This is a genomic window from Pyxidicoccus sp. MSG2 (genome assembly GCF_026626705.1).
Classification (GTDB): Bacteria; Myxococcota; Myxococcia; order Myxococcales; family Myxococcaceae; genus Myxococcus.
Map to the genome: position 1 here is coordinate 5,674,866 of NZ_JAPNKC010000001.1, position 21,828 is coordinate 5,696,693.

Annotated in this window: 18 protein-coding genes; 11 read left to right on the top strand and 7 right to left on the bottom strand. The window is 69.9% G+C overall.

Going from position 1 to position 21,828, the window contains the following annotated elements; all coding sequences use genetic code 11:
• Positions 1 to 181: 181 nt before the first annotated feature.
• Positions 182 to 1,969 (top strand): S8 family serine peptidase, encoded by a 1,788-nt coding sequence (locus OV427_RS50585; RefSeq protein ID WP_324289980.1) that lies wholly within the window; start codon positions 182 to 184, stop codon positions 1,967 to 1,969.
• Positions 1,970 to 2,061: 92 nt separating this feature from the next.
• On the opposite strand, the gene OV427_RS22110 is transcribed toward OV427_RS50585, so the two are convergent.
• Both OV427_RS22110 and OV427_RS22115 read right to left on the bottom strand, forming a co-directional pair.
• Complete coding sequence (locus OV427_RS22110) at positions 2,062 to 2,541, bottom strand: anti-sigma factor family protein (protein ID WP_267858123.1); 480 nt, start codon at positions 2,539 to 2,541, stop codon at positions 2,062 to 2,064.
• On the bottom strand, positions 2,538 to 3,152 hold the full coding sequence (locus OV427_RS22115) for an RNA polymerase sigma factor (protein WP_267858124.1): 615 nt from the start codon (positions 3,150 to 3,152) through the stop codon (positions 2,538 to 2,540). The genes OV427_RS22110 and OV427_RS22115 overlap by 4 nt, the downstream gene beginning before the upstream one ends.
• Positions 3,153 to 3,427: 275 nt before the next feature.
• Between OV427_RS22115 and OV427_RS22120 the strand changes: the two genes are divergently transcribed.
• Both OV427_RS22120 and OV427_RS22125 read left to right on the top strand, forming a co-directional pair.
• Positions 3,428 to 3,922 (top strand): hypothetical protein, encoded by a 495-nt coding sequence (locus OV427_RS22120; protein ID WP_267858125.1) that lies wholly within the window; start codon positions 3,428 to 3,430, stop codon positions 3,920 to 3,922.
• 209 nt (positions 3,923 to 4,131) lie between these two features.
• Entirely contained in the window at positions 4,132 to 5,361 is a 1,230-nt protein-coding gene (locus tag OV427_RS22125; protein WP_267858126.1) for an acyltransferase family protein, read from the top strand.
• A gap of 85 nt (positions 5,362 to 5,446) precedes the next feature.
• On the opposite strand, the gene OV427_RS22130 is transcribed toward OV427_RS22125, so the two are convergent.
• Both OV427_RS22130 and OV427_RS22135 read right to left on the bottom strand, forming a co-directional pair.
• On the bottom strand, positions 5,447 to 5,740 hold the full coding sequence (locus OV427_RS22130) for a FruA-associating protein, FapA (protein WP_267858127.1): 294 nt from the start codon (positions 5,738 to 5,740) through the stop codon (positions 5,447 to 5,449).
• A 117-nt stretch (positions 5,741 to 5,857) separates the two neighbouring features.
• Positions 5,858 to 7,930, bottom strand: coding sequence for an ATP-binding protein (locus OV427_RS22135; RefSeq protein ID WP_267858128.1), 2,073 nt, complete (start codon positions 7,928 to 7,930; stop codon positions 5,858 to 5,860).
• 241 nt (positions 7,931 to 8,171) lie between these two features.
• Between OV427_RS22135 and OV427_RS22140 the strand changes: the two genes are divergently transcribed.
• The 4 genes from OV427_RS22140 to OV427_RS22155 all read left to right on the top strand — a co-directional run bounded on the left by OV427_RS22140 (position 8,172) and on the right by OV427_RS22155 (position 13,731).
• A complete protein-coding gene (locus OV427_RS22140) occupies positions 8,172 to 9,734 on the top strand; it encodes a bifunctional 3-(3-hydroxy-phenyl)propionate/3-hydroxycinnamic acid hydroxylase (RefSeq protein WP_267858129.1) in 1,563 nt (520 codons plus the stop codon).
• 96 nt (positions 9,735 to 9,830) lie between these two features.
• A complete protein-coding gene (locus OV427_RS22145; protein WP_267858130.1) occupies positions 9,831 to 10,229 on the top strand; it encodes a BlaI/MecI/CopY family transcriptional regulator in 399 nt (132 codons plus the stop codon).
• Positions 10,226 to 11,842, top strand: coding sequence for a M56 and MltD domain-containing protein (locus tag OV427_RS22150; protein WP_267858131.1), 1,617 nt, complete (start codon positions 10,226 to 10,228; stop codon positions 11,840 to 11,842). Before OV427_RS22145 ends, OV427_RS22150 begins: the two co-directional genes overlap by 4 nt.
• Before the next feature lie 215 nt (positions 11,843 to 12,057).
• On the top strand, positions 12,058 to 13,731 hold the full coding sequence (locus OV427_RS22155) for a metallophosphoesterase (RefSeq protein WP_267858132.1): 1,674 nt from the start codon (positions 12,058 to 12,060) through the stop codon (positions 13,729 to 13,731).
• Between the two features lie 4 nt (positions 13,732 to 13,735).
• Here OV427_RS22155 and OV427_RS22160 read toward each other — a convergent pair whose 3' ends face one another.
• On the bottom strand, positions 13,736 to 15,085 hold the full coding sequence (locus tag OV427_RS22160) for a S41 family peptidase (RefSeq protein ID WP_267858133.1): 1,350 nt from the start codon (positions 15,083 to 15,085) through the stop codon (positions 13,736 to 13,738).
• 85 nt (positions 15,086 to 15,170) lie between these two features.
• Positions 15,171 to 15,671, bottom strand: coding sequence for a MarR family winged helix-turn-helix transcriptional regulator (locus OV427_RS22165; protein WP_267858134.1), 501 nt, complete (start codon positions 15,669 to 15,671; stop codon positions 15,171 to 15,173).
• Positions 15,672 to 15,800: 129 nt separating this feature from the next.
• Here OV427_RS22165 and OV427_RS22170 point away from each other — a divergent pair, with 129 nt between their 5' ends.
• Entirely contained in the window at positions 15,801 to 17,237 is a 1,437-nt protein-coding gene (locus OV427_RS22170) for a glycoside hydrolase family 43 protein (protein WP_267858135.1), read from the top strand.
• Positions 17,238 to 17,324: 87 nt separating this feature from the next.
• Here the strand turns inward: OV427_RS22170 and OV427_RS22175 are convergent, their stop codons facing one another.
• Entirely contained in the window at positions 17,325 to 18,215 is an 891-nt protein-coding gene (locus tag OV427_RS22175; protein WP_267858136.1) for a LysR family transcriptional regulator, read from the bottom strand.
• A 76-nt stretch (positions 18,216 to 18,291) separates the two neighbouring features.
• Here OV427_RS22175 and OV427_RS22180 point away from each other — a divergent pair, with 76 nt between their 5' ends.
• The 3 genes from OV427_RS22180 to OV427_RS22190 all read left to right on the top strand — a co-directional run bounded on the left by OV427_RS22180 (position 18,292) and on the right by OV427_RS22190 (position 21,787).
• Positions 18,292 to 20,505 carry a DPP IV N-terminal domain-containing protein gene (locus OV427_RS22180; RefSeq protein WP_420718273.1) on the top strand — a complete coding sequence of 738 codons (2,214 nt, stop codon included), beginning with the start codon at positions 18,292 to 18,294 and terminating at the stop codon, positions 20,503 to 20,505.
• Positions 20,506 to 20,892: 387 nt separating this feature from the next.
• Positions 20,893 to 21,018, top strand: coding sequence for a hypothetical protein (locus OV427_RS22185; protein ID WP_267858138.1), 126 nt, complete (start codon positions 20,893 to 20,895; stop codon positions 21,016 to 21,018).
• Between the two features lie 544 nt (positions 21,019 to 21,562).
• Positions 21,563 to 21,787, top strand: coding sequence for a hypothetical protein (locus OV427_RS22190; protein ID WP_267858139.1), 225 nt, complete (start codon positions 21,563 to 21,565; stop codon positions 21,785 to 21,787).
• The last annotated feature ends 41 nt before the right edge of the window (positions 21,788 to 21,828 follow it).

Below are 21,828 nucleotides of genomic sequence, written 5' to 3' on the forward strand. Positions count from 1 at the left end.
GCAGAAGCCGTCAAACGCCCGTTGTCCGGCGGACAAGCACCCGAGCGGACGGCCGTCATGCGTGCTTAACTTGCGCGCCGGGAACGGGACAGGCTGTCCTCTCGTCTCATCCGGCCCCGGTTGAGTGCCGGAAAGGGAAGCCGCACACCACCCGCTGGCCGGGGCGTGTAAGGAGAACGACATGAAGCGTTGGGTCTGGCTGGGTCTGGTCGGAGGACTGGTGGCCTGTACAGAGAAGCCGCCGCCGTCCCAGGTGGAGCCCCAGGTCTGTCCGGGCACCGAACAGGAGTCGCTGCCGAACCCGGCCCAGGCCCAGGCGCTGAAGGTGGAGGATGGGCTGGAGGACGTGCTCATCACCTTCCGGCCCCGCGTGTCCGCCAGCGCCAAGGCTCGCGCCGACGCGTTCGCCACCGACGTGGCACGCGTGGGCGGTCAGGTGAAGCGCCGCTTCCCCAACCTCAACCTCGTGTCCGCGCGGCTGTCGGCCGAGGCGCGCGAGGCGCTGGCGAAGAATCCGGACGTGGTGTCGGTGCGGCCCAACCGCACGGTGCACGCCTTCGGGATGCCCCGGCTCCCCACCAGCACCTGGCTGCACGGCACTCCCAACACCGCCGGCTCCGTGGGCGAGTACACCCCGGGCCTGAAGATGATCCAGGCGACCGAGGTCTGGGATGCCAACAACGACGGTGTGCTGGACACGGGGAGCGCGTCGGGCACGAACGTCAAGGTGTGCGTCATCGACAGCGGCTGGGATGACCGGCACCCCGAGCTGAAGGCGGCCTACATCGGCGGCATGGACTTCATCGACCACGAAGACACCATTCCAGGCGACGGACCGCTGGACCGCGCCCTGCAGGATGGCGTCTACGTGTATGGCGGCGGCCATGGCACGCACACCGCGGCCACCATTGCGGCGCAGCTCGGCGTGGGTGGCAAGGTGCGCCCGGGCAAGGAGCCCAACGGCGTGGCGGGCGTGGCGCCCACCGTGTCGCTGCTGATTGCCCGCGTGCTGGATGTGACGGGCAGTGGCAAGACGGACGACGTCGTCGCCGCCGTCGAATGGTGCAGCTCGCAGGGCGCGGACATCGCCTCGCTGTCGCTGGGCTCGAACTCGCCGGATGAGGACGAGAAGCTGGCCTTCGAGAAGGCGCTGGAGGGCGGCATGCTGTCCTTCGCGGCCACCGGCAACTCCGGCGCGGACAGGGTCGCGTATCCCGCCGCCTATCCGTCCGTGGTGGCCGTGGGCGCGGTGAACTTCAGCGGCGAGTGGGCTCCCTTCTCCCAGTTCGGCCCGCAGGTGTCGCTGGTGGGGCCGGGAGTGGACGTGCTGAGCGCGAGCATCGTCGGCGCCTCGCCGTTCGCGGATGTCCAGGCGGGGGGGACGCACTTCACGTCCGACCCGCTGGAGTACTCGGCCATCAACACCTACACGGGCCGGCTGATCAACTGCGGCCTGGGGGACAGCGTCACCTCGTGCGGCGAGGAGGCCAACTGCTCGGGCTTCGTGGCGTATGTGGACCGCGGCGGCGGCCTCTACTTCGAGGAGAAGGCGCGCCATGTCATCCAGGCGGGTGCCAAGGCCGTCATCGTCGGCAACAACGTCGCGGAGGACCCGGAAGGCGGCTTCACGCTCGGCGCGTCGTCCCCCATCTGGGTGCCCACGACGTGGGTGCCCCTGGATATCGCCAACACCATCAAGGGACTCGTCGGGCAGCAGGTGACGGTGGACGTCACCGGCTCGGATTACCTGGTGCAGTCGGGGACCTCCATGGCCACGCCCCACGTGGCGGGCGCGGCCGCCCTCCTGATGAGCGCGCGCCCGGACCTCAAGCCCGCCCAGGTGCGCGACGTGCTGGAGAAGAGCGCCAGGCCCCTGGGCCCCGAAGGGCGGGACAATCAGTACGGCTTCGGTCTGGTGCAGGCCGCCGACGCCATCAAGTACGCGAACGCGAACATCCCCGTGCCCTGAGGCGGGTGCGCGAGCGCTGAAGTGAGAAGACCCCCGGCGCCGCTCCAGGCTCCGGGGGTCTTTCTTATTTCAGGGCCCGAGGCCCGTGGCCCTCAGCGGGAGGAGATGACGGGCGAGGCCACGAGGCACGCGCCCAGGGCGGCCTCGAGCGCGGCCACGGCCTCTCCCGACGGGTCCTCACACGCCTCACCCAGCATGCGCACGTCGCGGCCGCGGGGCTCGTCGCCGAGGAGCGCGGGCCCGCCCTGCATCAGGCTGAGGCCCACGAAGGCCACCGTGGCGGCGGCGGCCATCATCATCTTCCCCCAGTTGGCCCAGTTGCCCGGCAGGGGCACCCAGGGCGGAATGGCGGGCCGCGCGAGGCGGGCCTCCAGCGCGGAGAAGCTCAGCGCGGGGCGCGCGGGTGTGCGGCGCGCGCGCTGTGCCATCCATCCGCGCTCCAGGCGCAGCCACGTCAGGGCATGCCGGCACGCGGGGCAGGTGTCCACGTGGGCGTCCACGCGCGCGGCGTCCTCGGGGGACAGCTCTCCGGCCAGCAGCGCGTCCAGCTCTCCTTCACGGCATGCGCTCATGGCCGGCCTCCCACGTGGGCGGCCAGTTGCTCGCGGAGCTGCAGCCGGGCGCGGTGGATTTCGTTCTTCACCTTCTGCGGGGACCAGCCCATGACCGACGCAATCTCCTCGTAGGGAAGGCCGTGGTCGATGCGCAGCAGCAGCGCCGCGCGTCGCTCCTCGCGCAGCATGCCGAGTGCGTCGGCCAGCAGTCCCTCCAGCTCGCGGTCCAGCAGCAGGTCCTCCGGCGTGGGCGTGGGGAGCACGGCCTCCACGCGGCTGGCGTGCTCCTCGTCGTCCACGTCCACATGCACGCCGCGGCTGCGACGGGACTCCAGGTACACGTGCCGGGCGATGCCCAGCAGCCACGCACCCAACCGGTCCTCGTCGCGCAGCGCGCCGAGCCGCCCGTGGGCGCGGACGAAGGTCTCCTGCGTCGCCTCGTCGGCGGCGGCCTCGTCGCGGAGCAAGTCCCGCAGGAAGCGCCACACGCCGGGGGCATGGCGCTCGAAGAGCGTCCGGAAGGCGGCGGGGTCGCCGGCACGCGCACGGCGCAGCAGGGCCCGCTCCCGGTCCATGTCGGACGGGGGCGCACCTGCCAGCACCATCTTCACCGCGGAAAGAAGGGCCACGGCCCCTCCGTGTCACGAGCCGGCCCGGAGTTTCACCGGGTCGTGTCTTTTTCCCAAGCCCGGCGGTTTCGGGGCGTATCGGCCGGTGGGTGGCGGTCGTTTCCGCCGGCTGGTGTGGCGGTGATTGACTGGCGACGGCGCTCGCGCGCCTGGGCCCGGGGGGCCAGGTTGAGTGGCATGATGGTCGGCTGGCTGGAATCTCCGTTCTTCCCGGTCCGCGTGTATGTATTTGTTTTGAGTCGTTGCCGGCCTACACGGAGAAGGAGCAGGTACCCATGTCCCATCCTCCCAGGCTCATGACCCGTTCAACGCCACGTCTCTGGAACCTCGCCGTGGTGGTCGCTGCCTGCGGGGGACTCCTCGGCTGTGATGAGCTGGAGGGCCTCAACCGCACCGTGTCGGTCCGGGCGGAAGTCACTGACGCCTGCATCCGTCAGGCGCTGGAGGGAATCCCCGGCGCCGTGCTCTCCGGAGAGAGCGAGCGGTGGTCGGTCCAGTTGCCCGGGAGCTCAGATGGAAAGCAGGACCTGACCGTGGTGCTAACGCGGAAAACGGCTGACACGGAGCTCACCGTGTTCGTGCAGCAAATCGTCTCGGGCCGCCTCAGGTACACGCCCTCGGAGATTGCCACCGCCGACAAGGCGACCGCGGAGGTCATGAAGGCGCTGGTCTCCGCGTGCCTGCCCGCGGGGAAGCCGCTTTCTGCATCCTGTGAAGTCCGGGCCCGCGTTGTTCCGGACGGGAAGTGCCAGCACAACAACGGGCCCTGAGGCCGGCCCGGCCGTGGAGAGGTCCGCGCAATCACGGTGAAGGCGCGCGTGCGCTCCGGAAGAGGGAGCGGAGCGCACGCCTGCCCGGTCGCTGACCCACGTGTCCCAGAGTCCCGGTCTTGTTGGAAATTTCACGCGTTGGTAAGAGTCGGGGCGTCGTGCGCGAGGAGAGGGGCCGCGCACGGAACCTCCGAGGAGAGCCCACCGTCATGTCCGCCAACCTCGCCCGCCCGGATGCCGCGGCGGCGCACGCTCCGCGCCTGCAGGGCCACCTGCCGGTGCTCGACGGTGTGCGAGGCCTCGCCGTCCTCCTGGTGGTCTTCTTCCACACCACCCACCTGAGCGACCAGAGTGCCGTGGGCCGCGCGACGTGGTGGCTGGCTGGCGCTGGCTGGACGGGCGTGGACCTCTTCTTCGTCCTCTCCGGCTTCCTCATCACCGGAATCCTCTGGGAGGCGAAGGGCCAGCCGTACTTCTTCCGCAACTTCTACATGCGCCGCTTCCTGCGCATCTTCCCGCTCTACTACCTGGCCCTCGCCGTCTCCTTCCTGGTGCTGCCGTCGCTCGCCGGACGCCTCAACCTGGACCAGCGCATCACCACCGAGGGGGCGACGTGGTACCTGCTCTACCTCTCCAACTTCTACCAACTGTGGGTGGACACCACGCACCCCATCCTCGGCGTGGTGTGGTCGCTGGCGATTGAAGAGCAGTTCTACATCGTCTGGCCCTTCCTCATCGCCGCGGTGTCCTATCGCGGCGCCATCCGCCTGTGTCTCGGCACCATCGCCATGGCCATGCTCGTGCGCGTGGGGCTCACCCTCTCCGGTGCCAGCGTCGAGAGCACCTACGTGGTGACGTTCTGCCGCGTGGACTCGCTGGCCGTCGGCGCGCTCCTGTCCCTGGCGCTGCGCCACCCGGAGGGTGTGGGGCTGAAGGCGTTCCCCTGGATGCGCTACGCGGTGTGGGCCGCGGTGCCGGTGGTGCTCACCCTCGTGGTGCTGCCCGTCGGCCCGGCCTTCCACACGGTGAACCGCACCGTCGGCTACACCGCCATCGCCGTCCTCTTCGGGGCCGTGGTCCACCGGGCCGTGGCCGTCGCGCCGGGCCACCCGCTCAACCGCTTCTTCTCCTCGAAGCTGCTGCGCACCTACGGCAAGTACAGCTACGCCATCTACCTCATCCACTCGCCGCTGGACGCCATCCTCCGGAGGACGTCCTTCCTGCGCACGCCGCTCAAGCCGGTGCTCGGTTCCGACTTCCCCATGCAGGTGGTCTTCTACGTCGTGGCCGCCGGCCTCTCCCTGGGCATCGCGCTGGTGAGCTGGAACCTCTTCGAGAAGCACCTGCTCAAGCTCAAGGACCGCTTCCCCTACGGCGAGCGCCCCAAGGCCGCCGAGCCCGCGCCGCTCGCGGGTGGCTCTTCGGGCGCCACCCGCTGACCTCGCCCCACGCTGTCTGTCTTTGCGCCAGAGGTGGCATCAGGTGGGGCGTCAGGCCCCACCTGGGCGTTACGCCCCGCCGCCCTCAGTCCCGCTGCTGGCTGACGGCCTCTGCCACGCGCAGGGCCCAGGCCTCCGCCGAGTCCAGCTCCGCGCGTGCGCTCGCGTAGCGGTCCAGCCCCTCGTCGGAGCCGTCGCGCGCGAAGACGGCGTCATGGAACTCCTTCTGTGCGCGGGTGAGCCACTGGCTCGCCTTCTGTCGCAGCCGCGCCACGTTCTGCGGCGTGAGGGCCACCTGTTCAGGAGCCAACAGCTCATGCTCTTCCGGGTACAGCGACGTCACCTTGTTGAAACCAACATGTTCAAGGGTCGTAGTCATGCTCTGAGAATTTGCACCGCAGGGCGGGCGGGCACCTGACCGATTGGGCAAGTCGAAGTGTGATTTCGAGCAGACCGTTGGCCCGGACCATGAAGGCTCCGGGCCCGGGACGCTGCGTCAGGCGCTGGGGATGCCCCGGGCCCGGGCCCTGACGCGCGCGGCCTCCTCTGCATGGCCCGTCTCCTCCAGGAGCGCGGCCGCGCGGTGGTACAGCACGGCCGCCTCCAGGTGGCGCAGGGCCGCGGCCTCCGCGTTGGCGGCGGCCACCAGGAAGGGCGCGGCCCGGCGCGGCTCGTTGCCTTCCATCCAGTGTTGCGCCACCACCGCCGGCGCGGCCTGGCGCACTTCCAGCGCAGCCGCGAGCCTCCGGTGGAGCAGGGCCTCCAGCGAGCGCGGCACGCCCTGGCGCACCACCTCGAAGAGCAAGTCGTGGGTGAAGCGCTCACCCCGGAAGATTTGCGCCGCCTCCAGCTCCGCCACGTGCGTGGCGAGCGAGAGCGCCGGCATCTCCAGCACCTCGCTGGCCAGCTCCAGCCCGAAGTCCGTGCGCGCCAGCGCCGCCAGCCGCGCCACCTGGAGCGCCGGTGGGGACAGCCGCTCCAGGCGCTGCTGGATGAGCTGCCGCAGTCGGACGGAGGGCGTGACGTGCTCGGGCCAACCGCGCTCCAGCCCACCCGTCTCCAGCAAATCCTTGAGCGTCTCGGTGATGAAGAGCGGGTTGCCGCCGGTGTGCCGCGTCACGTCTCGTGTGAGTCGCTCGGCGCCGGGCAAATCCAGGCTGCCCAGCAGCGCGCCCACCGCGTCCGCGCCCAGTGGCTCCAGCTCGATGACGACGGCCAGTCCCGCCACCACCAGTTGCTGCACGCAGGCGACGGCCCCGGGGGACAGCTCGTCGCTGCGGTAGGTGTCGATGAAGCGCGGGAAGCGGCCTCCCGGCCCGGGCGGATGGCGGCGCGACAGCATCAGCACCGCGAACTCGGCGGTGGCGGAGTCCATGAACTGCAAGTCATCCGCGACGAGCGCGTCCACGCCGGAGCACAGCTCGTAGATGAGCTGGCAGTGCGCTTCGAGGAAGCGGCTGCGGTCTGCCTCGTCCGCCATGGGCGGGGGTGGCCCCTCATGACCGGCCAGGTCCGGTAACAGCCGCGCCAGCTCGCGCCGCACCCAGGGCTCCAGCTTCGGGTCCGGCACCCGGGCCAAGAGCTGCCGCATCAGCCTCACGTGGGACGCGTACGGCACGTTCTGCTCGCCGGGTCGCGCCTCCAGCATGAAGTGCGTGCCGCGCGACGCGGCGAAGTCATGCGCCAGGCGCGTCTTGCCCACGCCGGGCTCGCCGGCGAGGAAGATGGTCTGCCCCGCCTCCCACGCCGCCTCCATGCGTGCCCACTCGCGCTCGCGTCCCACCAGCACCGGCGGGCGCAGCACGGACAGTGGCAGTTTCGGCTTCGGCGGCGGGCCGGGCTTCGCGGCCGTCGGGCCGCGCTCGATTTCGCGCGCCAGTGCCACCGTCTCCGGCAGCGGCGTGGTGTCCAGCTCCTCGCGCAGCAGGCGGCGGCAGCGCTCGAAGGCGTTGAGCGCGGCCATCCTGTCTCCGGCCACGTAGTGCAGCCGCATCAGCCGGCGCCACGCCTCTTCCGAGTACGGGTCCATGCCCAGCAGCCGCTCCGCGAGCAGGAGCGCTCCGGACAAATCCCCCCGGCGCTCGGACGCGTCGGACTCCAGCGCCGCGGCCCGGCGGCGCAGCTTGTCCAGCCGCTCCCGCGCGCCCTCCAGCCACGCCTGGAACTCGGTGCAGTCCTCGTACTCCAGCGCGCCCAGCAGCACGCCATCCAGTTGCAGGGCCTGGGCGTGACGCCCCGCGAGCACGTGCGCCTGCAGCTCCGACGCGTCCGCGACGACGCGCTCGCAGAGGGAGAGCACGTCCGCGCCCTGGACCAATTCCGCGCCGCACGCGAGCCGCAGCCGGCGCAGCAGCTGTCGCATGTTGTTTCGCGCCGTCGTCTCGCTGGACTCGGCCCACAGCAGGCCCGCGAGCCGATACTTGGGGTGCGGCCCTTCGAGCGCGAGCCACGCCAGCACTCCGGCCGTGCGCCGCTCCAGGGGAATGAGTCCCTCTCCGCTCCGAAGCCGGGCTTCGCCCAGCAGCTCCAGGCGGTAGTCCTGCGTGCCTGCCGCGTCGTCTCCTGCCATGTCCTCCCCGGCCCCCCGAGGTTGGGAGAGGCGCCAACGTAACACGGTGAGCCGGGGCCGCCGTCACGGGTAGGGATTGCCCCAGCACTGACCCCAGCACTGACAATCCTTGTCATGTGGGTTTCCCGCTATACGGCAGCTCGCCACTCTGGGCGGAAGCCGTAAAAACCCGTGAAGGCCGTCACAGCGTGGTCACACCCTTTGGTTAATCAATATGCTTGAGATTACCCCAGGAGGCGCCATGGGTTGTGACAGCCAGCAGTCCGACATGCAGGTCGATGTCATCATTAGCGGCTGCGGTCCGGTGGGGGCGCTCACGGGCAACCTGCTCGGACTGATGGGTGTGAAGACGCTGCTGCTGGAGCGGGACACCGCGCCGCACGGCGAGCCGCGGGCCTTCTCGTGCGACGACGAGGGGCTGCGCATCTACCAGGCCACGGGGCTCCTGGAGCTGCTCCAGAAGGACATGCGGGAGACGCGCTTCGCCGAGTACGTGGGCGGCTCCGGCAAGCGCTTCGCCGAGATTCACACGGGCGAGGCGGACTTCGGCTTCGGGCACACGCCGCTGTGGTTCTTCCACCAGCCGCTGCTGGAGGGCGCGCTGCGCGACGGGCTGCGCCGCTTCCCGCACGTGGAGCTGCGCACGGGCGTGGCCTTCGAGAGCGCGGACCAGCGCCCCGACGGGGTGACGGTGCGCTACCGCGAGGTGGCCAGCGGCGAGGAGCGCACGGTGCGCGCGCGGTACCTGCTGGCGTGTGACGGCGCGCGCAGCGCGGTGCGCAAGTCGCTGGGCATCCCCATGTCGGGCAAGGCCTACGGCGAGCCCTGGCTGGCGGTGTCCGGCACCATCGACGGGGAGGCGCCCGACATCTGCCGCTTCGTGTGCGACCCGAAGCGCCCCGCCTTCGTGGCGACGGGCGCGGTGAATCAGCTCCGCTGGGAGTTCATGATGCTGCCCGGCGAGACGCGCGAGGAGCTGGAGAAGCCGGAGACGATTGGGAAGCTCATCGCGCCGTACATCGACCCGAAGCGCGTCCACATCGAGCGCGCGCAGGTGTACACGTTCCACTGCCTCAGCGCGGCGCGCTGGCGCGAGGGCAACATCTTCCTGCTGGGCGACGCGGCGCACACCATGCCGCCCTTCATGGGCCAGGGGCTGGTGTCCGGCCTGCGCGACGCGGCGAACCTCGCCTGGAAGCTGAAGCGGGTGATTCACGGGCAGGCGCCCGCGACGCTGCTGGACACCTACGAGGCGGAGCGCCGCCCGCACGTGGCGGAGGTGCAGAAGCTGTGCGTGCGTGTGGGGCACCTGTTCCTGGCGCGCAACCCCGTGCTGGCCGCGGCCCGCGACGCGCTGATGCGCACGCTGCAGCGGATTCCGAGCGTGCGCGACTTCATCCAGGGCTTCAAGTTCAAGCAGCCCCCGCTCCACGAGAACGGCTTCTACTTCGGGGGCAAGGGCACGTACTTCATCCAGCCCCGCGTGCGGCTGGAGTCGGGGGAGGAGGTGCTCCTCGACGACGCCCTGGGAAACGACTTCACGGTGATGTGCCGGTGGGACGCTCCCCAGGCGGAGCTGACCGCGGCGCGCGAGCTGGCCGAGTCCCTGGGGGGCCGGCTGGTGACGTTCCGCCCCGAGGCCGCGAAGTCCGAGGCCTCCGCCGTGGTGGACGTCACCGGGAAGCTGACGGAGTGGTTCTCCCGCCAGGCCGCCGACGTGGTGGTGCTGCGTCCGGACCGCTTCGTCTTCGGCGCGGTGAAGGCCGCGCGCCTCCCGGAGCTGCGCGAGGCGCTGGGCGTCTGAGGCCTCCGCGCCGTGACTCTCCGCGGAGAATCAACTAAGGGCTTAGTTGACGAACAACTAAGGACTTAGTAGTTTGCTGGCCACGGAGGAACTCACGTGGCCAGCAAACCCGAGCCCGAAGCGCCCCGGCCGTTGACGCCGGTGGAGCTCGAGCTGATGCAATTCGTGTGGAAGCAGGGTGAGGTGAGCGTGGCGGACGTGCTCGCCGCGCTGCCGCCGGAGCGCGCGCTCGCGTACACCTCGGTGTCCACCGTCCTTCGGATTCTGGAGCAGAAGGGCGTGGTGCGAAGCCGCAAGCAGGGGCGGGGGCACCTGTACTCGGCGGTACTGCCGCGCGAGGCGTACGAGGCACAGAGCGTGCGCCACCTGGTGGACACGCTCTTCTCGGGCACGCCGTCCGCGCTCGTGGCCCGGCTGGTGGAGGCCGTGCCGCTGGCGCCCGACGAGGTGGAGCAGATCCGCAAGCTGCTCAAGGCGAAGGGGGACAAGTCATGAGCGCCGTCCTCCGGGAGCTCGCCTCCCTCTATCTGGCCGTGGCGCTGCTGCTGCCGGTGGCACTGCTGCTCTCGCGGGTGGCGCTGGCCGTCCTCGCGCGGCTGGGGGCGCCGCTGTCCGCGCGGCAGTCCCTGGGCGTGGGGCGGGGCGCGCTGCTGCTGGCGCTCGTCCTGCCGCTCGTGGCGACGGTGGCGCACGCGGTGTCCCCGGCCGGGCCCCTCTTCGACTTCGAGCGCTCGGTGGCGCGGCACGCGGGACGCCTGCCCGGACCCGCCTGGGATGCACCCCCGCCCCGGCCCGTCGCGAGCCCTCGCGAGTCCTTGCCCACGTCCTTTCCCGTGTTGCCCGCCGCCACGCTCGTGATTGTCATTGGCGCGTCTGTCTTTACCGCCCGGGCCCTGATTCGTCACCAGCGCCTGCTGCGGAAGCTGGAGTCCTGGCCCCACGTGCGCGGCGTGGGCCGCGTCCGCGTGGTGCTGGGCGAGGAGGGCACGCCCGCCTTCTCCGCGTGGTTCCCGCGCCTGGGCGGCGGGCCTTCCGCATGGGTGGTGGTGCCTCCTGCCGTGCTCGGTGACGCGGAGTCGCTGCGCCTCACGGTGCTGCACGAATTGCAGCACCACCGCCAGCGCGACACGCATCTGGCCTTCGCGCGCCTGGTCCTCACTGGCGCCTTCTTCTGGCATCCCGCCGCGCACATGTTGTCGCGCTGGCTCGTCTCGCTGCAGGAACTGGCGTGTGACGAGGCGCTGGTGGCGGGCGGCCGGGCCCAGGCGCACGCGTATGCCCGCTGTCTGCTTCAAGCGGCGCTCACCCTTCCGGGAGCGCCGCCGCTTCCCGCCGGAGCCACCGGCATGTCCCATCCCACCGCGAGGAGAATCGAAATGCTGTTCCAACCCCGTCCCCTGCGCACCCACGGCGCCGCGGCGCTGCTATCCGCGCTCTTCCTGGTCCTCCTTCCCCTGGCGACGCTGGCCCAGGGCGCGGCGCGCGGCCGCACGGTGACGCTCGCGGAGGCGAAGGCGCTCGCCGAGTCCAGCCAGCCCGCCGGAGACCTGCCAGTGGTGGTGGACGCGAAGGTGGTGGAGCAGCTCAACCGGCTCATCGGCACGGAGAAGGGCCGCGCCTTCATGAAGCGCGCGCTGGCGAACCTGGGGACGCACCGCGAGGCCCTGCTGACGGGCCTGCGCGCCAGGAACCTGCCCGAGGGGCTGCTGGCCGTGGCGGTGGTGGAGTCCGCGGTGACGAACATGTCCGAGACGGACGGACGCCCGTCGCTGGCCCCCGGCATGCGCGGCGCGGGCGTGTGGATGTTCATCCCCGAGACGGCGCGCCGCTACGGGCTGGAGGTGAGCGCCACCAAGGACGAGCGGCTGGACGTGACGCGCGAGACGCAGGCCGCCGCGGCCCTGCTGTCGGACCTGCACGCGCAGTACAGCGACTGGCGGCTGGCGCTCGCGGCCTACAACCAGGGCGACAAGAAGGTGGCCGAGGCGCTCGCCCAGGGCGGCAGCCGCGACGTGAGCGCGCTCATGGCCTCCGGCCGGCTCAACGACTACACGGCCACCGTGCAGGCCGGTCTGCTCATCGTCCGCAATCCGCACCTGCTGGACTGAAGTCGCGGGGATTCACCTCCCCCGCCACACGGGCAGCAAGGCCGCGCCCGTCCCGCCAGGACGCGCCCGCGTTCACCCTGAACGCCTGGGCCTGGAGCTCCGCTTCCGTCCCGTGCCGTCCCCCTCTGAAAGTTCATGCAGGAGCGTCGTGGCTCGCGGCTTGCTGTGGGGCCACGCCATACCTGCAACTCCTTTCCGAGGGGGAAGACAGCCACATGCGTTCCTCACATGAAGTGCGCGCTGTTTGGATTCACGGCCTGCTCCTGGCGGCCGTGCTGGTGCTGCCGTCGGCGGCGTGGGCGGACTCGAAGAGCAGCGCGTGGGTGAGCTCCACCGGCCGGACACTCGAGAACCCACGGTTCCGGTTGGAGCTGTCGGCGCCCGCGACGGTGACGCTCGACCTGATGTCCTCCGTCGACACCTATCTCTACCTGCTCAACCAGGACGGCTCGCAGCTCATCGCCCAGGATGACGACAGCGGCGGCAACTTCAACAGCCGGCTGACGGTGTCGCTGGGAGCCGGCAGGTACATGCTCGTCGCGGCGACCTATTCAGCGGGCCAGCGCGGGGACTTCACACTCAACAGCAGCCAGGGCGGCCTGGCCTATTGCTTCCAGGCGTACGCGGACACGAACTACTCCGGCGCCTCCAACACCTTCTGCGAGGGCGGAAGCCAGCCCTTCATGAACGACGCGTACTCGTCCATCCGCGTCCCCAAGGGCATGCGCGTGCGCGCCTATGAGCACGGCGGCGGCGTGGGGCTGGCGCGGACGTACTTCCAGGACGTGCCGAACGTGGGCGGGCTCTACAACGACATGATTTCGAGCTTCTCGTGGTCCAACTTCCAGACGAACGACTTCTTCATGGTCTTCGCCTCGGACCCGCAGTTCTCCTGGAAGCACTGCAACGACGGGCCGGGCCCGCTCTGTGACAGGGAGAACCAGGTCTTCGCGGGATGGAACGACGACGACCTGGCGCGCTACTACAACACCAACGTCGTCAATGGCATCAACCAGGTGAAGAACCTGCTGGGCGAGTACCGGTTCGGCGGCACCGTGGTGAACGGCGACCTGACGGAGTTCGGAAACCAGGACGTGGACCTGGGCGACTACATCAACATCTACGAGCACGGCGTGCAGTCCAACGTCTACCTGGGCCTGGGCAATCACGACTACGCCAACAACGTGAATGACTGCTACGAGAACCAGTGCGCCACGGGCATGGTCTGGTACTTCAAGGACCAGGTCTGGACGCTCAACGCCACGCGCTTCGACTACTCGGAGAGCGGCGTCTATTACGAGTTCCCCAGCAACCGGAAGAACCACACGGGCAGCCTGGGGTACTCGTGGGACATCGGCAAGGTCCACTTCGCCCAGCTCAACAACTACCCCACGTACACGCGCGACTGGAACGGCTGGAACTTCAGCGCGGCGCGCCGCGACTACTTCTACATCCAGTCCGCCATCAACTGGCTGCGAAGCGACCTGCAGGACGCCGTCAATCGCGGGCAGGAAATCGTCGTCAACATGCACGACTGGGGCTCCGGCGCGAGCACGGAGATGATGTCGGTGCTGAACGACTTCCCTGTCTCCGCCGTCTACGCGGGCCACTATCACGGCAGCTATGGCCGGTATGACACGCGGTGGATGAACGACGGCAAGCCGCTGCCCGTGTTCCTCAGCGGCTCGGCCCACCTGGGCACCTTCCTGGTGACCCGCTTCGTGAACGGCAAGACGTACACGTGGGTCATGGCCGTGGACCAGTTCAACGGCGGCCAGCTGCGCGTGCTCTACAACGGCACCTACTACCCCGCGGCCTCCACGCCCGGCCTCTTCGACACCTGCGCCGGGTGCTCGCGCTACTACCAGGAAGTGTTCGACATGCGCTGAGGCTTCAGCTCCGCGGATACACCCGCGGAGCCGGGTCTCCCCGCCACAGCGTCTCCAGCGTCTTCGGCGTGAATCTCACGCGCAGCCTGTCGGAGCCGTCGACGGCGAACAGTCCGTCCGCCGTCAGCGGTGACAGGCGGCGGGTGGGGCGGTCGGGCCGTGCCATCCAGAGCGCGCCCTCGCGCACGCTCACCTCGACCTCGCCGTAGCGTCCGGCGAGCGACTTCAGCCGGGCCGCCGCGACAGAGATGGGCTTCAGGCGTGCCTCCACGTCGAGCCGCGCCCACTCGTAGTCGGCCAGGGCATCGGGTGACACGCCCGGTGCCGCCGCCAGGCGCTTGAAGGCCAGCAACTGGGCGACCTCCAGCGCCTGGGCGGGCGGCGTCTCCACGGTGGGCGGGACGCCGACGCCCTCCCAGTTGGTGCCGCTGACCGGATGCACCGGGCGGCCGAAGGAGACGCTCAGCATGAAGCCGGGGGAGATGGGGACGAAGCGGTTGTTGTTGGCCGCGCCTGCCGTCTTCGTGCCGACCAGTTCGCCCAGCTTGAACTGCGCCACGTCGTAGGCGAAGGCCTCGCCCGCGGAGGCCACGCCGCCGTCGATGAGCACGTACAACGGCTTGCCCTTCAGTCGCCCCGCCGGGACGTGCTCCAGGGTGCGCGACTGCGCCGGTGGCTTCGAGCCCTCCAGGAAGGTCATCTCCAGGACGTCCTCGTCCAGGAAGTGGCTGACCAGGTAGCGCACGGCCGCGTGCGAGCCGCCGCCGTTGCCGCGCAGGTCGATGACCACCGCGTCGCCGTCCCGCAGGAAGCGCAGCGCTTCGTCGTAGACCGCGCCCGTCTCGTCGCGGACCCATTCGAAGCCGGTGATGCGCAGGTAGCGGAGGTTGCCGGGCAGGAGCTTCAGCTCCGCGAGGCCGTGGTGGTCCCTGAGGGCCTCCTGGCGGAAGAGCGCGTCGCTGTCCGCGCCCTCGCTCGGTGACGCATGCGAGAGCTTGCGCAGCTCGGCGGCGTACTCGGTGGGGTTGTAGTGGATGTAGAGGTGGCCGTCTCCGCTGGCGGCCCCGAGGTCCGAGGTGATGCGCTCGGCCAGCAGCGCCGCGTCGTCCACGGTGTAGCGCCCGGCCTTCCGGGATTGCTCCAGTCGCTCGGCGATGGCGGGGACCTTCTCGGGCAGGACGTAGGACTCGCGGATGACCGCGATGATGGCTGCCAGCGCTGCGTCTCGGTCGGCGGGGGAGAGGGTGCGCGGCGCGGAGCGCTCGGACGCGGGCGCGACCTGGGCCGCCGCGGGGCCGGGGGACAGCGTGAGCAGCAGCGACGTCAGGGCCGCGGTCAGGCTTCGGGAGTGCATCAAAGGCTCCAGGGGGCGGGGGCTCACGGCCGCCGGGCGAGGCAGGCGCAAGCGCGGGTTCGGGTCATTCGCTCGGGCTCCGTGCTCACTCTCGCGGCCTGCTCTTGCGTGACGGCTTCAGCTTTGCGGCCGCCTTCTCGAGCCGCGCGTCGAAGGGCTCTCGCTCCAGCGCCTGCAGCGCTTCGGCGAGGACTCGAGACAGCGGCGCGGAGAGCTCCTTGTCGAGCTGGTCCGCCGCCGCGTTGGTCGCCGCCCACTGGCGCTCCAGGGCGGGAAGCATGGCCCGGCCCTGGGGCGTCAGGGCGACGATGCGCTCGCGGGCGTCGGAGCCGGGCTGGAGCTCCACCAGTCCGGCGTTGACCATCTGCGAGACGGTCTGGCTGACGGCGGAGTGGCTGACCTGCGCCTGCTGGGCAATGGCGCGGATGGAGACCGGGCCCTGCGCCATCAACGTCCGCACGATGGGCGTGTAGCGCGGGCGGTAGTCCAGCCCCGCGCGCTCGTAGGCCTGCTCCACGGCGCCGTCGAGGTGCTCGATGAGGTGCCGCAACAGCGTGCCGAGGGTGGGGCCTTTGCCGGTGCTCATGCTGGATATGTATAAGCGCTGTTATATCGCGTCAAGGCGATGTGTCGGGCAGGCCCCATGGAAGACTGGTCTGGCTGACTTGTCCGGTATTTCGTGCTACCTCGCGCGCCTCCATCTGGAGGTGTTCCCATGAGGAAGTCCCCCCGCATCCTGGCCCTCGCGTTCGCGAGCGTCCTCTCGACGTTCGTGTCCGGCTGTGGCGACGAGCTTGCCGACACCGAGGCTCCCGTCGACTCCACCCGCGCGGCGCTCGCGTGCAGCACGCGCATCACCTACGGCGACCGGTGGATTCGTCCCTCGGGGCACACGTCGCAGTACGACATCGCGAGCGACCTGGTGACGTGGAATGGCACCTGCGTCAACGAGGGCACCAACTCGTACGCGGTGCTCTCCAACGGCTGGAAGCCGTACTTCACCGGCAACAACGCGTGCGTGCTGGCGCTCGACACTGACTGTGCCGGGGCCACCGCGTGTGCGACGCGCATCACCTACGCCGCGTCCTGGCTGAAGCCCTCGGGGCACACGGCGCAGTACGACGACGCGGGCGGGCGCGTGTTCTGGGACAGGGGCTGCACGAACGAGGGGAGCAACTCCTACGCGGTGCTCTCCAACGGCTGGAAGCCGTACTTCAGCGGCTCCGGCGCGTGCGGCATGTCGTTCCGGTACACGGGCTGCGGCGGGCTGTACCAGAACCCGGTGGTCAACGCGGACTGTGCGGACCCGGGCGTCATCCATGATGGGACGCGGTACGTCGCCGCCTGTACGTCGGGCGGCGCGGCCAACGCCTTTGCCCTGCGCACGTCGACGGACCTGGTGACGTGGACGAGCGCGGGCCACATCTTCCCCTCCGCGAGCAAGCCCACGTGGGCGACGGGCGACTTCTGGGCTCCGGAAATCCACAAGGTGGGCACGCGCTTCATCGCGTACTTCACCGCGCGGCACTCGGACGGGAAGCTGTCCATTGGCGCGGCCACCTCGGCCAGCGCGCTCGGGCCCTTCACGGACCGCGGCCAGCCGCTCGTGCACGACACGGGGATGGGCATGATTGACGCCACCTTCTTCCAGGACACGGCCGGAGTGCCGTACCTGGTGTGGAAGGCGGACGGCAACGCGGTGGGGCAGGCGACGCCCATCTACGGGCAGCAACTGGCGGCGGATGGCCTGTCGCTCGTCGGCACGCGCCGCACGCTGATGAGCAACAACCTCGCCTGGGAGGGCGGCGTCGTCGAGGCGCCGTGGGTCGTCGCGCGGGGCGGCTACTACTACCTCTTCTACAGCGGCAACTCGTACGCCAACAGCACCTACGCCGTGGGCGTCGCGCGCGCCACCAGCCCGCTGGGGCCGTACACGAAGCTGGGCAACCCAATCCTCAAGACGGGCGGCGGCTGGGTGGGGCCGGGACACAACTCCGTCGTCACCGGGCCGGGCGGCGACACGTACATGGTCTACCACGCGTGGAACAGCGCCCACACCGCGCGGGTGATGCTCGTCGACCAGATGACGTGGCCCAACGGCTGGCCCGCGGTGCCGTCGGCGCCGTCGGCGGGCTCGCGGCCCATGCCGTAGCGGCGTGCGCCCTCGTGCAAGTCCAGCGAGGGGCATGATGAAGAAGAGGGCCCCGCACGAGGCTTGTGCGGGGCCGCTTGGGGACGCTCACTGCTGGCGTGCGACGGCCTCATGGGCCACGGCGCGGAAGTGCGCGGCGGCGGGAGAGGGTTGCGGCCCCGCGAAGGCGACGGACAGCTCCGCGTACCCCGAGGCATCGCGCAGGGTCCGGAAGACCACGCCCTTCGGACGCAGCGCCCGGGCGGACATCGGGGCAATGGTGAGCCCGAGTCCCGCTTCCACCATGCCGATGACCGAGGTCCACACGCTGGCCTCCTGGACGATGCGCGGAGAGAAGCCCGCGGAGAGGCACATGCTCGTCACCGTGTCGTGCAGGCCGGGCGCCGAGTGCCGGGGGAACAGCACGAAGGGCTCGTTCGCCAGCGAGGACAGGGCGACCACTTTCTGACGGGCCCGTGGGTGGCGGGCGGGCAGCGCGAGCACGAAGCGTTCTCGCAGCAACCGCTCCACCGTCACCCCGTCATGCTGGAAGGGCGCGCGGACGATGGCCAGGTCCAGCTCTCCGGTGGTGAGCGAGACGCCGACGTTCATCGTCACGCGGTCATCGAGATCCAGCTTCACCGCCGGAAACCGCGTCCGGAACCGCAGCACGATGTCGGGCAGCACGCCGAAGGCCGAGGACGCCGCGAAGCCGACCCGCAGCGTTCCCGTCTCTCCCCGCGCCGCCTGCCGCACGGAGGTGATGACGTCCGCGCGCTTCGTCAGCAGCGCGCGGGCGTCCTCCAGCAGGTGGCTCCCGGCGGGAGTGAGGGCCACGCGCCGGCTCGTCCGGGTGAGGAGCTCGACGCCCAGCTCCGACTCCAACCTGCGAATCTGCTGGCTGAACGGCGGCTGTGCCATGCCCACCCGAGCGGCGGCCCGGCCGAAGTGAAGCTCTTCCGCGACGGCGATGAAGAGCTGGAGCTGGCGGAATTCCATATCCAGACGATATCCGTCTCGATTCGCGTCGAAAGAGATATTGGTCTTACAGAATCCGGCTTCGTACGCTCCTGGCATGCGACGCCTCCTGCTTGCTGTTGGAATCCTGATGACGGCCTTCGCGAGCGTGCCCGCCGTGGCGCAGCCGAGCCCGGACGCGAAGCTCCAGGAGCGGCTGGACCTGGCCGACCGGTTCCTCCGGCTCCATCGGCTCGTCCGCGACAGCCTCGTCCCCCCGAAGTGGTTCCGCGAGGGAGACCGGCTGGTGTTCTGGTCGGAGGACGGGAAGGACGGAGGGACGTGGATGCTCTTCCAGGCCCGGACGGGAGTGGCGACGCCGCTGGTGTCCGGCGCCGAGCTGCGGGCCCAGCTCTCGCAGTTGGCAGGCAAGCCCGTCTCCGCGCTGAAGTTCTTCGAGGTCGCCATCACCGCGGACCAGAAGGGCATCGTCTTCCGGCACGAGGGGAAGGCCTTCAAGCTGGGGCTGACGGATGGCCGCGTCACCGCGCTCGCTCCGGAGGACCGGTCCGCGCTGGAGCTCTCGCGGACGCACGTCCTGGCTCCGGCGGGAGGAGGTGTCGCGGAGCAGCGTGACGGCGGTGGCTTTGCCGTGCGCGGTGCGGACGGGAGCCTGGTGGTGGAGCGCGCCGGGGAGGAGCACCTCGGCTGGCGCATCCCGGAGAACCCCTGGTCGCCGGATGGCCGCTTCCTGGCGGTGCTGCGCGAGGACCTGCGCGGCGTCCACAAGGTGCCGGTGGTGGACTACTCCACCGCGCTGGAGCGGGTGACGTGGGTGCCCTATGCGAAGTCGGGCACGCCGCTGCCGAAGCGGGAGCTCCACATCGTCGAGCTGGCGACGGGCCGCGTGATGGCCATCGCTCCCGCCGAGGGAGAGACGCATGACTTCTTCATCGGCTGGCGGCCGGATGGTGGCGAGGCGCTGAGCCTCCACCTCTCGCGCGACGGCAAGCGGCTGGACCTGACGGGGGTGGAGCCGGTGTCCGGCAAGCGACGGCGCGTGCTGCGCGAGGAGCGGCCGGAGACCTTCGTGGCGGGGCTGGACCTCGAGGCGGGCGGCTTCGCGAAGCAGGTCCGGTTCCTGCCGGACAGCAAGGCCTTCCTCTGGATGTCCGAGCGCGACGGCTGGCGGCACGTGTACCTGTATGACGTGTCGGGACGGCTCATCCGCCAGGTGACACGGGGCGCGTTCCCCGTCCACGAGGTGGTCGGCGTCGCGCCTGGTGGTGACGCAATCTTCGTGGTGGCCTCCGCCGACAGCGGTGCGCCGTACGAGCAGCTCTTCTATCGGGGAAGCTTGAAGGGCGGTGCGCTGAAGCGACTGTCGTCGGGCTCGGGCCTGCACCGAATCACCCTGGCGCCGTCGGGCGGGTACTTCGTCGACACGTGGTCTTCGAGGACGCAGCCCCGGCTGCGGGAGGTGGGCTCCACGGACGGGAAGTCGCGCGTCCGGCTCACGACGTCCGACGTGAGCGCGGTGGAGGCGCTGGGTTTCAAGCCTCCGGAGGCGCTCACCGTCACGGCCGCGGATGGCGTCACGCCGCTGCACGGAGTGCTCTACAAGCCGCGCGACTTCGACCCCACGAAGCGCTACCCGGTCATCGCGTACATCTACGCCGGGCCGTTCATGACGGCGGTGCCCTGGAGCTACCTCGGCAACGGCATGTCGCTCGACAGCGCGTCGATGGCGCAGCTGGGCTTCGTGGTGGTGTTGCTGGACCCCCGGGGGACGCCGGGCCGGAGCAAGGCGTTCCAGGATGCGAACTACGGCCGCGTGGGCCAGACGGAGATTCCCGACTACGTCGCGGGAGTGAAGCAGGCCGCCGCCACCCGTCCGTGGATGGACCTGGAGCGGGTCGGCATTCATGGCCACTCGTGGGGCGGCTACTTCGCGCTGCGCGGCATGCTGACGGCGCCGGAGTTCTTCAAGGCCGGCTACGCGGGGGCGCCCGGAGCGCTGGAGGAGGAGGCAATCATCAACGAGCCGTACCTCGGACTGCCGGGCACGAATCCCGCCGCCTATGAGGCCGGGTCCAACGTCGCCCTCGCGGGCAAGCTGCAGGGGCAGCTCAAGATGATGCACGGGACGAGCGACGTGAATGCGACGCTCTCCACGACGATGCGCATGGCCGAGGCGCTCGTCCGGGAGGGCAAGCACTTCGAGCTGCTCATCATGCCAGGACAGCCCCACAACCCCGAGCCGCCCGCGGACCGCTACTACACCGACGATGTGAACATGTTCTTCGTGCGGACCTTGGGCGGGCCGCGCTGAGCGATGCCAGGAGTCCATGCTCCTTGGCAGGCGCCCCAGCGCCGCCTTTCATGTCGAGAAGTCGCGCGTGGGCGCTTCAGAGAACAGGGGTGGGTGATGCCGATGGGGGACCGAGCAGGTCCAATGGCGGATGGTAGGCTCCTGAAGCTTGCTTGAGCGAAGGAGTGCCGCGTGCTGCAAGATGCGCGAAAGACGCTGACGAGTCTGCTGCTGGGACTCGGCATGCTGGGGGCCTTGCAGTTGCCGACAGCGCATGCGGAGCCTCCTCTGACGAAGGCCCCTGGGTGCATCAAGCGCGGATGGCCCGCGACCGTCGCATGCGGAAGCAAGGCGTGCTTCGTTTCGAGCTGCGGTGAGGGGAAGTGTCCCTACTGCTTCATTGAGGGCATGGAGAACCTCGTCTTCACGGGATGGGCGGTCTACACCTGCATGAGCGGTGACAGCGTGACGGGGAAGGCGCTGCTGTTCAGCACGCTGCCCTTCAACGCTCGCCTGGGGCCCATCTGTGGCTGAGGTTTCGTGGGAGCAGGAGGCGGCCCTGGTGGTTGAGGCACTCAACCTCCTGACCGTACTGGCCGCACCTCGTCTCTACGAGCGATGGTGCACACAAGCCCCGGCTGAGGAACTGCGTACAGTGCTCCAGTCCCGTATGGCGGCGCTCGCGGCTTTCTGCGCGAAGGCGTGGGGGAGCCCGGATGCGGAGCGCTTCCGGGCAGCGGCCCCCAAGGTGCAGACGCTCGCTGATTCACTGGCAGGCGCTCCGACCGGAAGCCTCATGGAACCCGGATGGAATGCCCAGGCCCGCGAGTGCTTGGACACGATGGGAGTCCCGGCACCTCCAGAAGGATGGGAAGCCTTCGAGGGGTGGCGTGCCGGCAGCGAATGAGGAGATTGAGCGGGAATTGATTGCCAACGTTCGCGAGAGCAACTTCATGTTAGACATCGAGAACGTCAATCCCGGGGGAGAAGGGATTGGAGACGCGGATCGGTCGAATTACATCTACGTGCTGGTGGCTGGCAGGCGATTCTGACTGACTGGTTTGGATGGCCGCCTCTCATGGGCTGGGAAGGCCGGCAGGTCTGGACCTCGGGGCCGAGGGTCGTCATCCGGTACTACGAGGCCCACCTGCCAGATAGCGAGAAGCTCTCCATCTGCGCGGTGGCCCGGCTCAGCTACGACCAGATGCGGAAGCTGCCCGAGTCGAAGCCGGGAACGGCCATCCTCGAAGGCCCCGTCGCCTCCGCCTCCGCCTCCGCCTACGTCGAGGAGTCCTTCCGGTAGCGCCGTGTCTGCGTCACGAGTCCCCACGTCAGGCCCGTGAC

Excerpts from the sequence above, each read along its gene's own strand:
- OV427_RS50585 (WP_324289980.1), top strand. The coding sequence starts at position 182 with ATGAAGCGTTGGGTCTGGCTGGGTCTGGTCGGAGGACTGGTGGCCTGT.
- OV427_RS22110 (WP_267858123.1), bottom strand. The coding sequence starts at position 2,541 with ATGAGCGCATGCCGTGAAGGAGAGCTGGACGCGCTGCTGGCCGGAGAG.
- OV427_RS22120 (WP_267858125.1), top strand. The coding sequence starts at position 3,428 with ATGTCCCATCCTCCCAGGCTCATGACCCGTTCAACGCCACGTCTCTGG.
- OV427_RS22125 (WP_267858126.1), top strand. The coding sequence starts at position 4,132 with ATGTCCGCCAACCTCGCCCGCCCGGATGCCGCGGCGGCGCACGCTCCG.
- OV427_RS22130 (WP_267858127.1), bottom strand. The coding sequence starts at position 5,740 with ATGACTACGACCCTTGAACATGTTGGTTTCAACAAGGTGACGTCGCTG.
- OV427_RS22135 (WP_267858128.1), bottom strand. The coding sequence starts at position 7,930 with ATGGCAGGAGACGACGCGGCAGGCACGCAGGACTACCGCCTGGAGCTG.
- OV427_RS22140 (WP_267858129.1), top strand. The coding sequence starts at position 8,172 with ATGGGTTGTGACAGCCAGCAGTCCGACATGCAGGTCGATGTCATCATT.
- OV427_RS22150 (WP_267858131.1), top strand. The coding sequence starts at position 10,226 with ATGAGCGCCGTCCTCCGGGAGCTCGCCTCCCTCTATCTGGCCGTGGCG.
- OV427_RS22155 (WP_267858132.1), top strand. The coding sequence starts at position 12,058 with ATGCGTTCCTCACATGAAGTGCGCGCTGTTTGGATTCACGGCCTGCTC.
- OV427_RS22160 (WP_267858133.1), bottom strand. The coding sequence starts at position 15,085 with ATGCACTCCCGAAGCCTGACCGCGGCCCTGACGTCGCTGCTGCTCACG.
- OV427_RS22165 (WP_267858134.1), bottom strand. The coding sequence starts at position 15,671 with ATGAGCACCGGCAAAGGCCCCACCCTCGGCACGCTGTTGCGGCACCTC.
- OV427_RS22170 (WP_267858135.1), top strand. The coding sequence starts at position 15,801 with ATGAGGAAGTCCCCCCGCATCCTGGCCCTCGCGTTCGCGAGCGTCCTC.
- OV427_RS22175 (WP_267858136.1), bottom strand. The coding sequence starts at position 18,215 with ATGGAATTCCGCCAGCTCCAGCTCTTCATCGCCGTCGCGGAAGAGCTT.
- OV427_RS22180 (WP_420718273.1), top strand. The coding sequence starts at position 18,292 with ATGCGACGCCTCCTGCTTGCTGTTGGAATCCTGATGACGGCCTTCGCG.
- OV427_RS22185 (WP_267858138.1), top strand. The coding sequence starts at position 20,893 with ATGGAGAACCTCGTCTTCACGGGATGGGCGGTCTACACCTGCATGAGC.
- OV427_RS22190 (WP_267858139.1), top strand. The coding sequence starts at position 21,563 with ATGGGCTGGGAAGGCCGGCAGGTCTGGACCTCGGGGCCGAGGGTCGTC.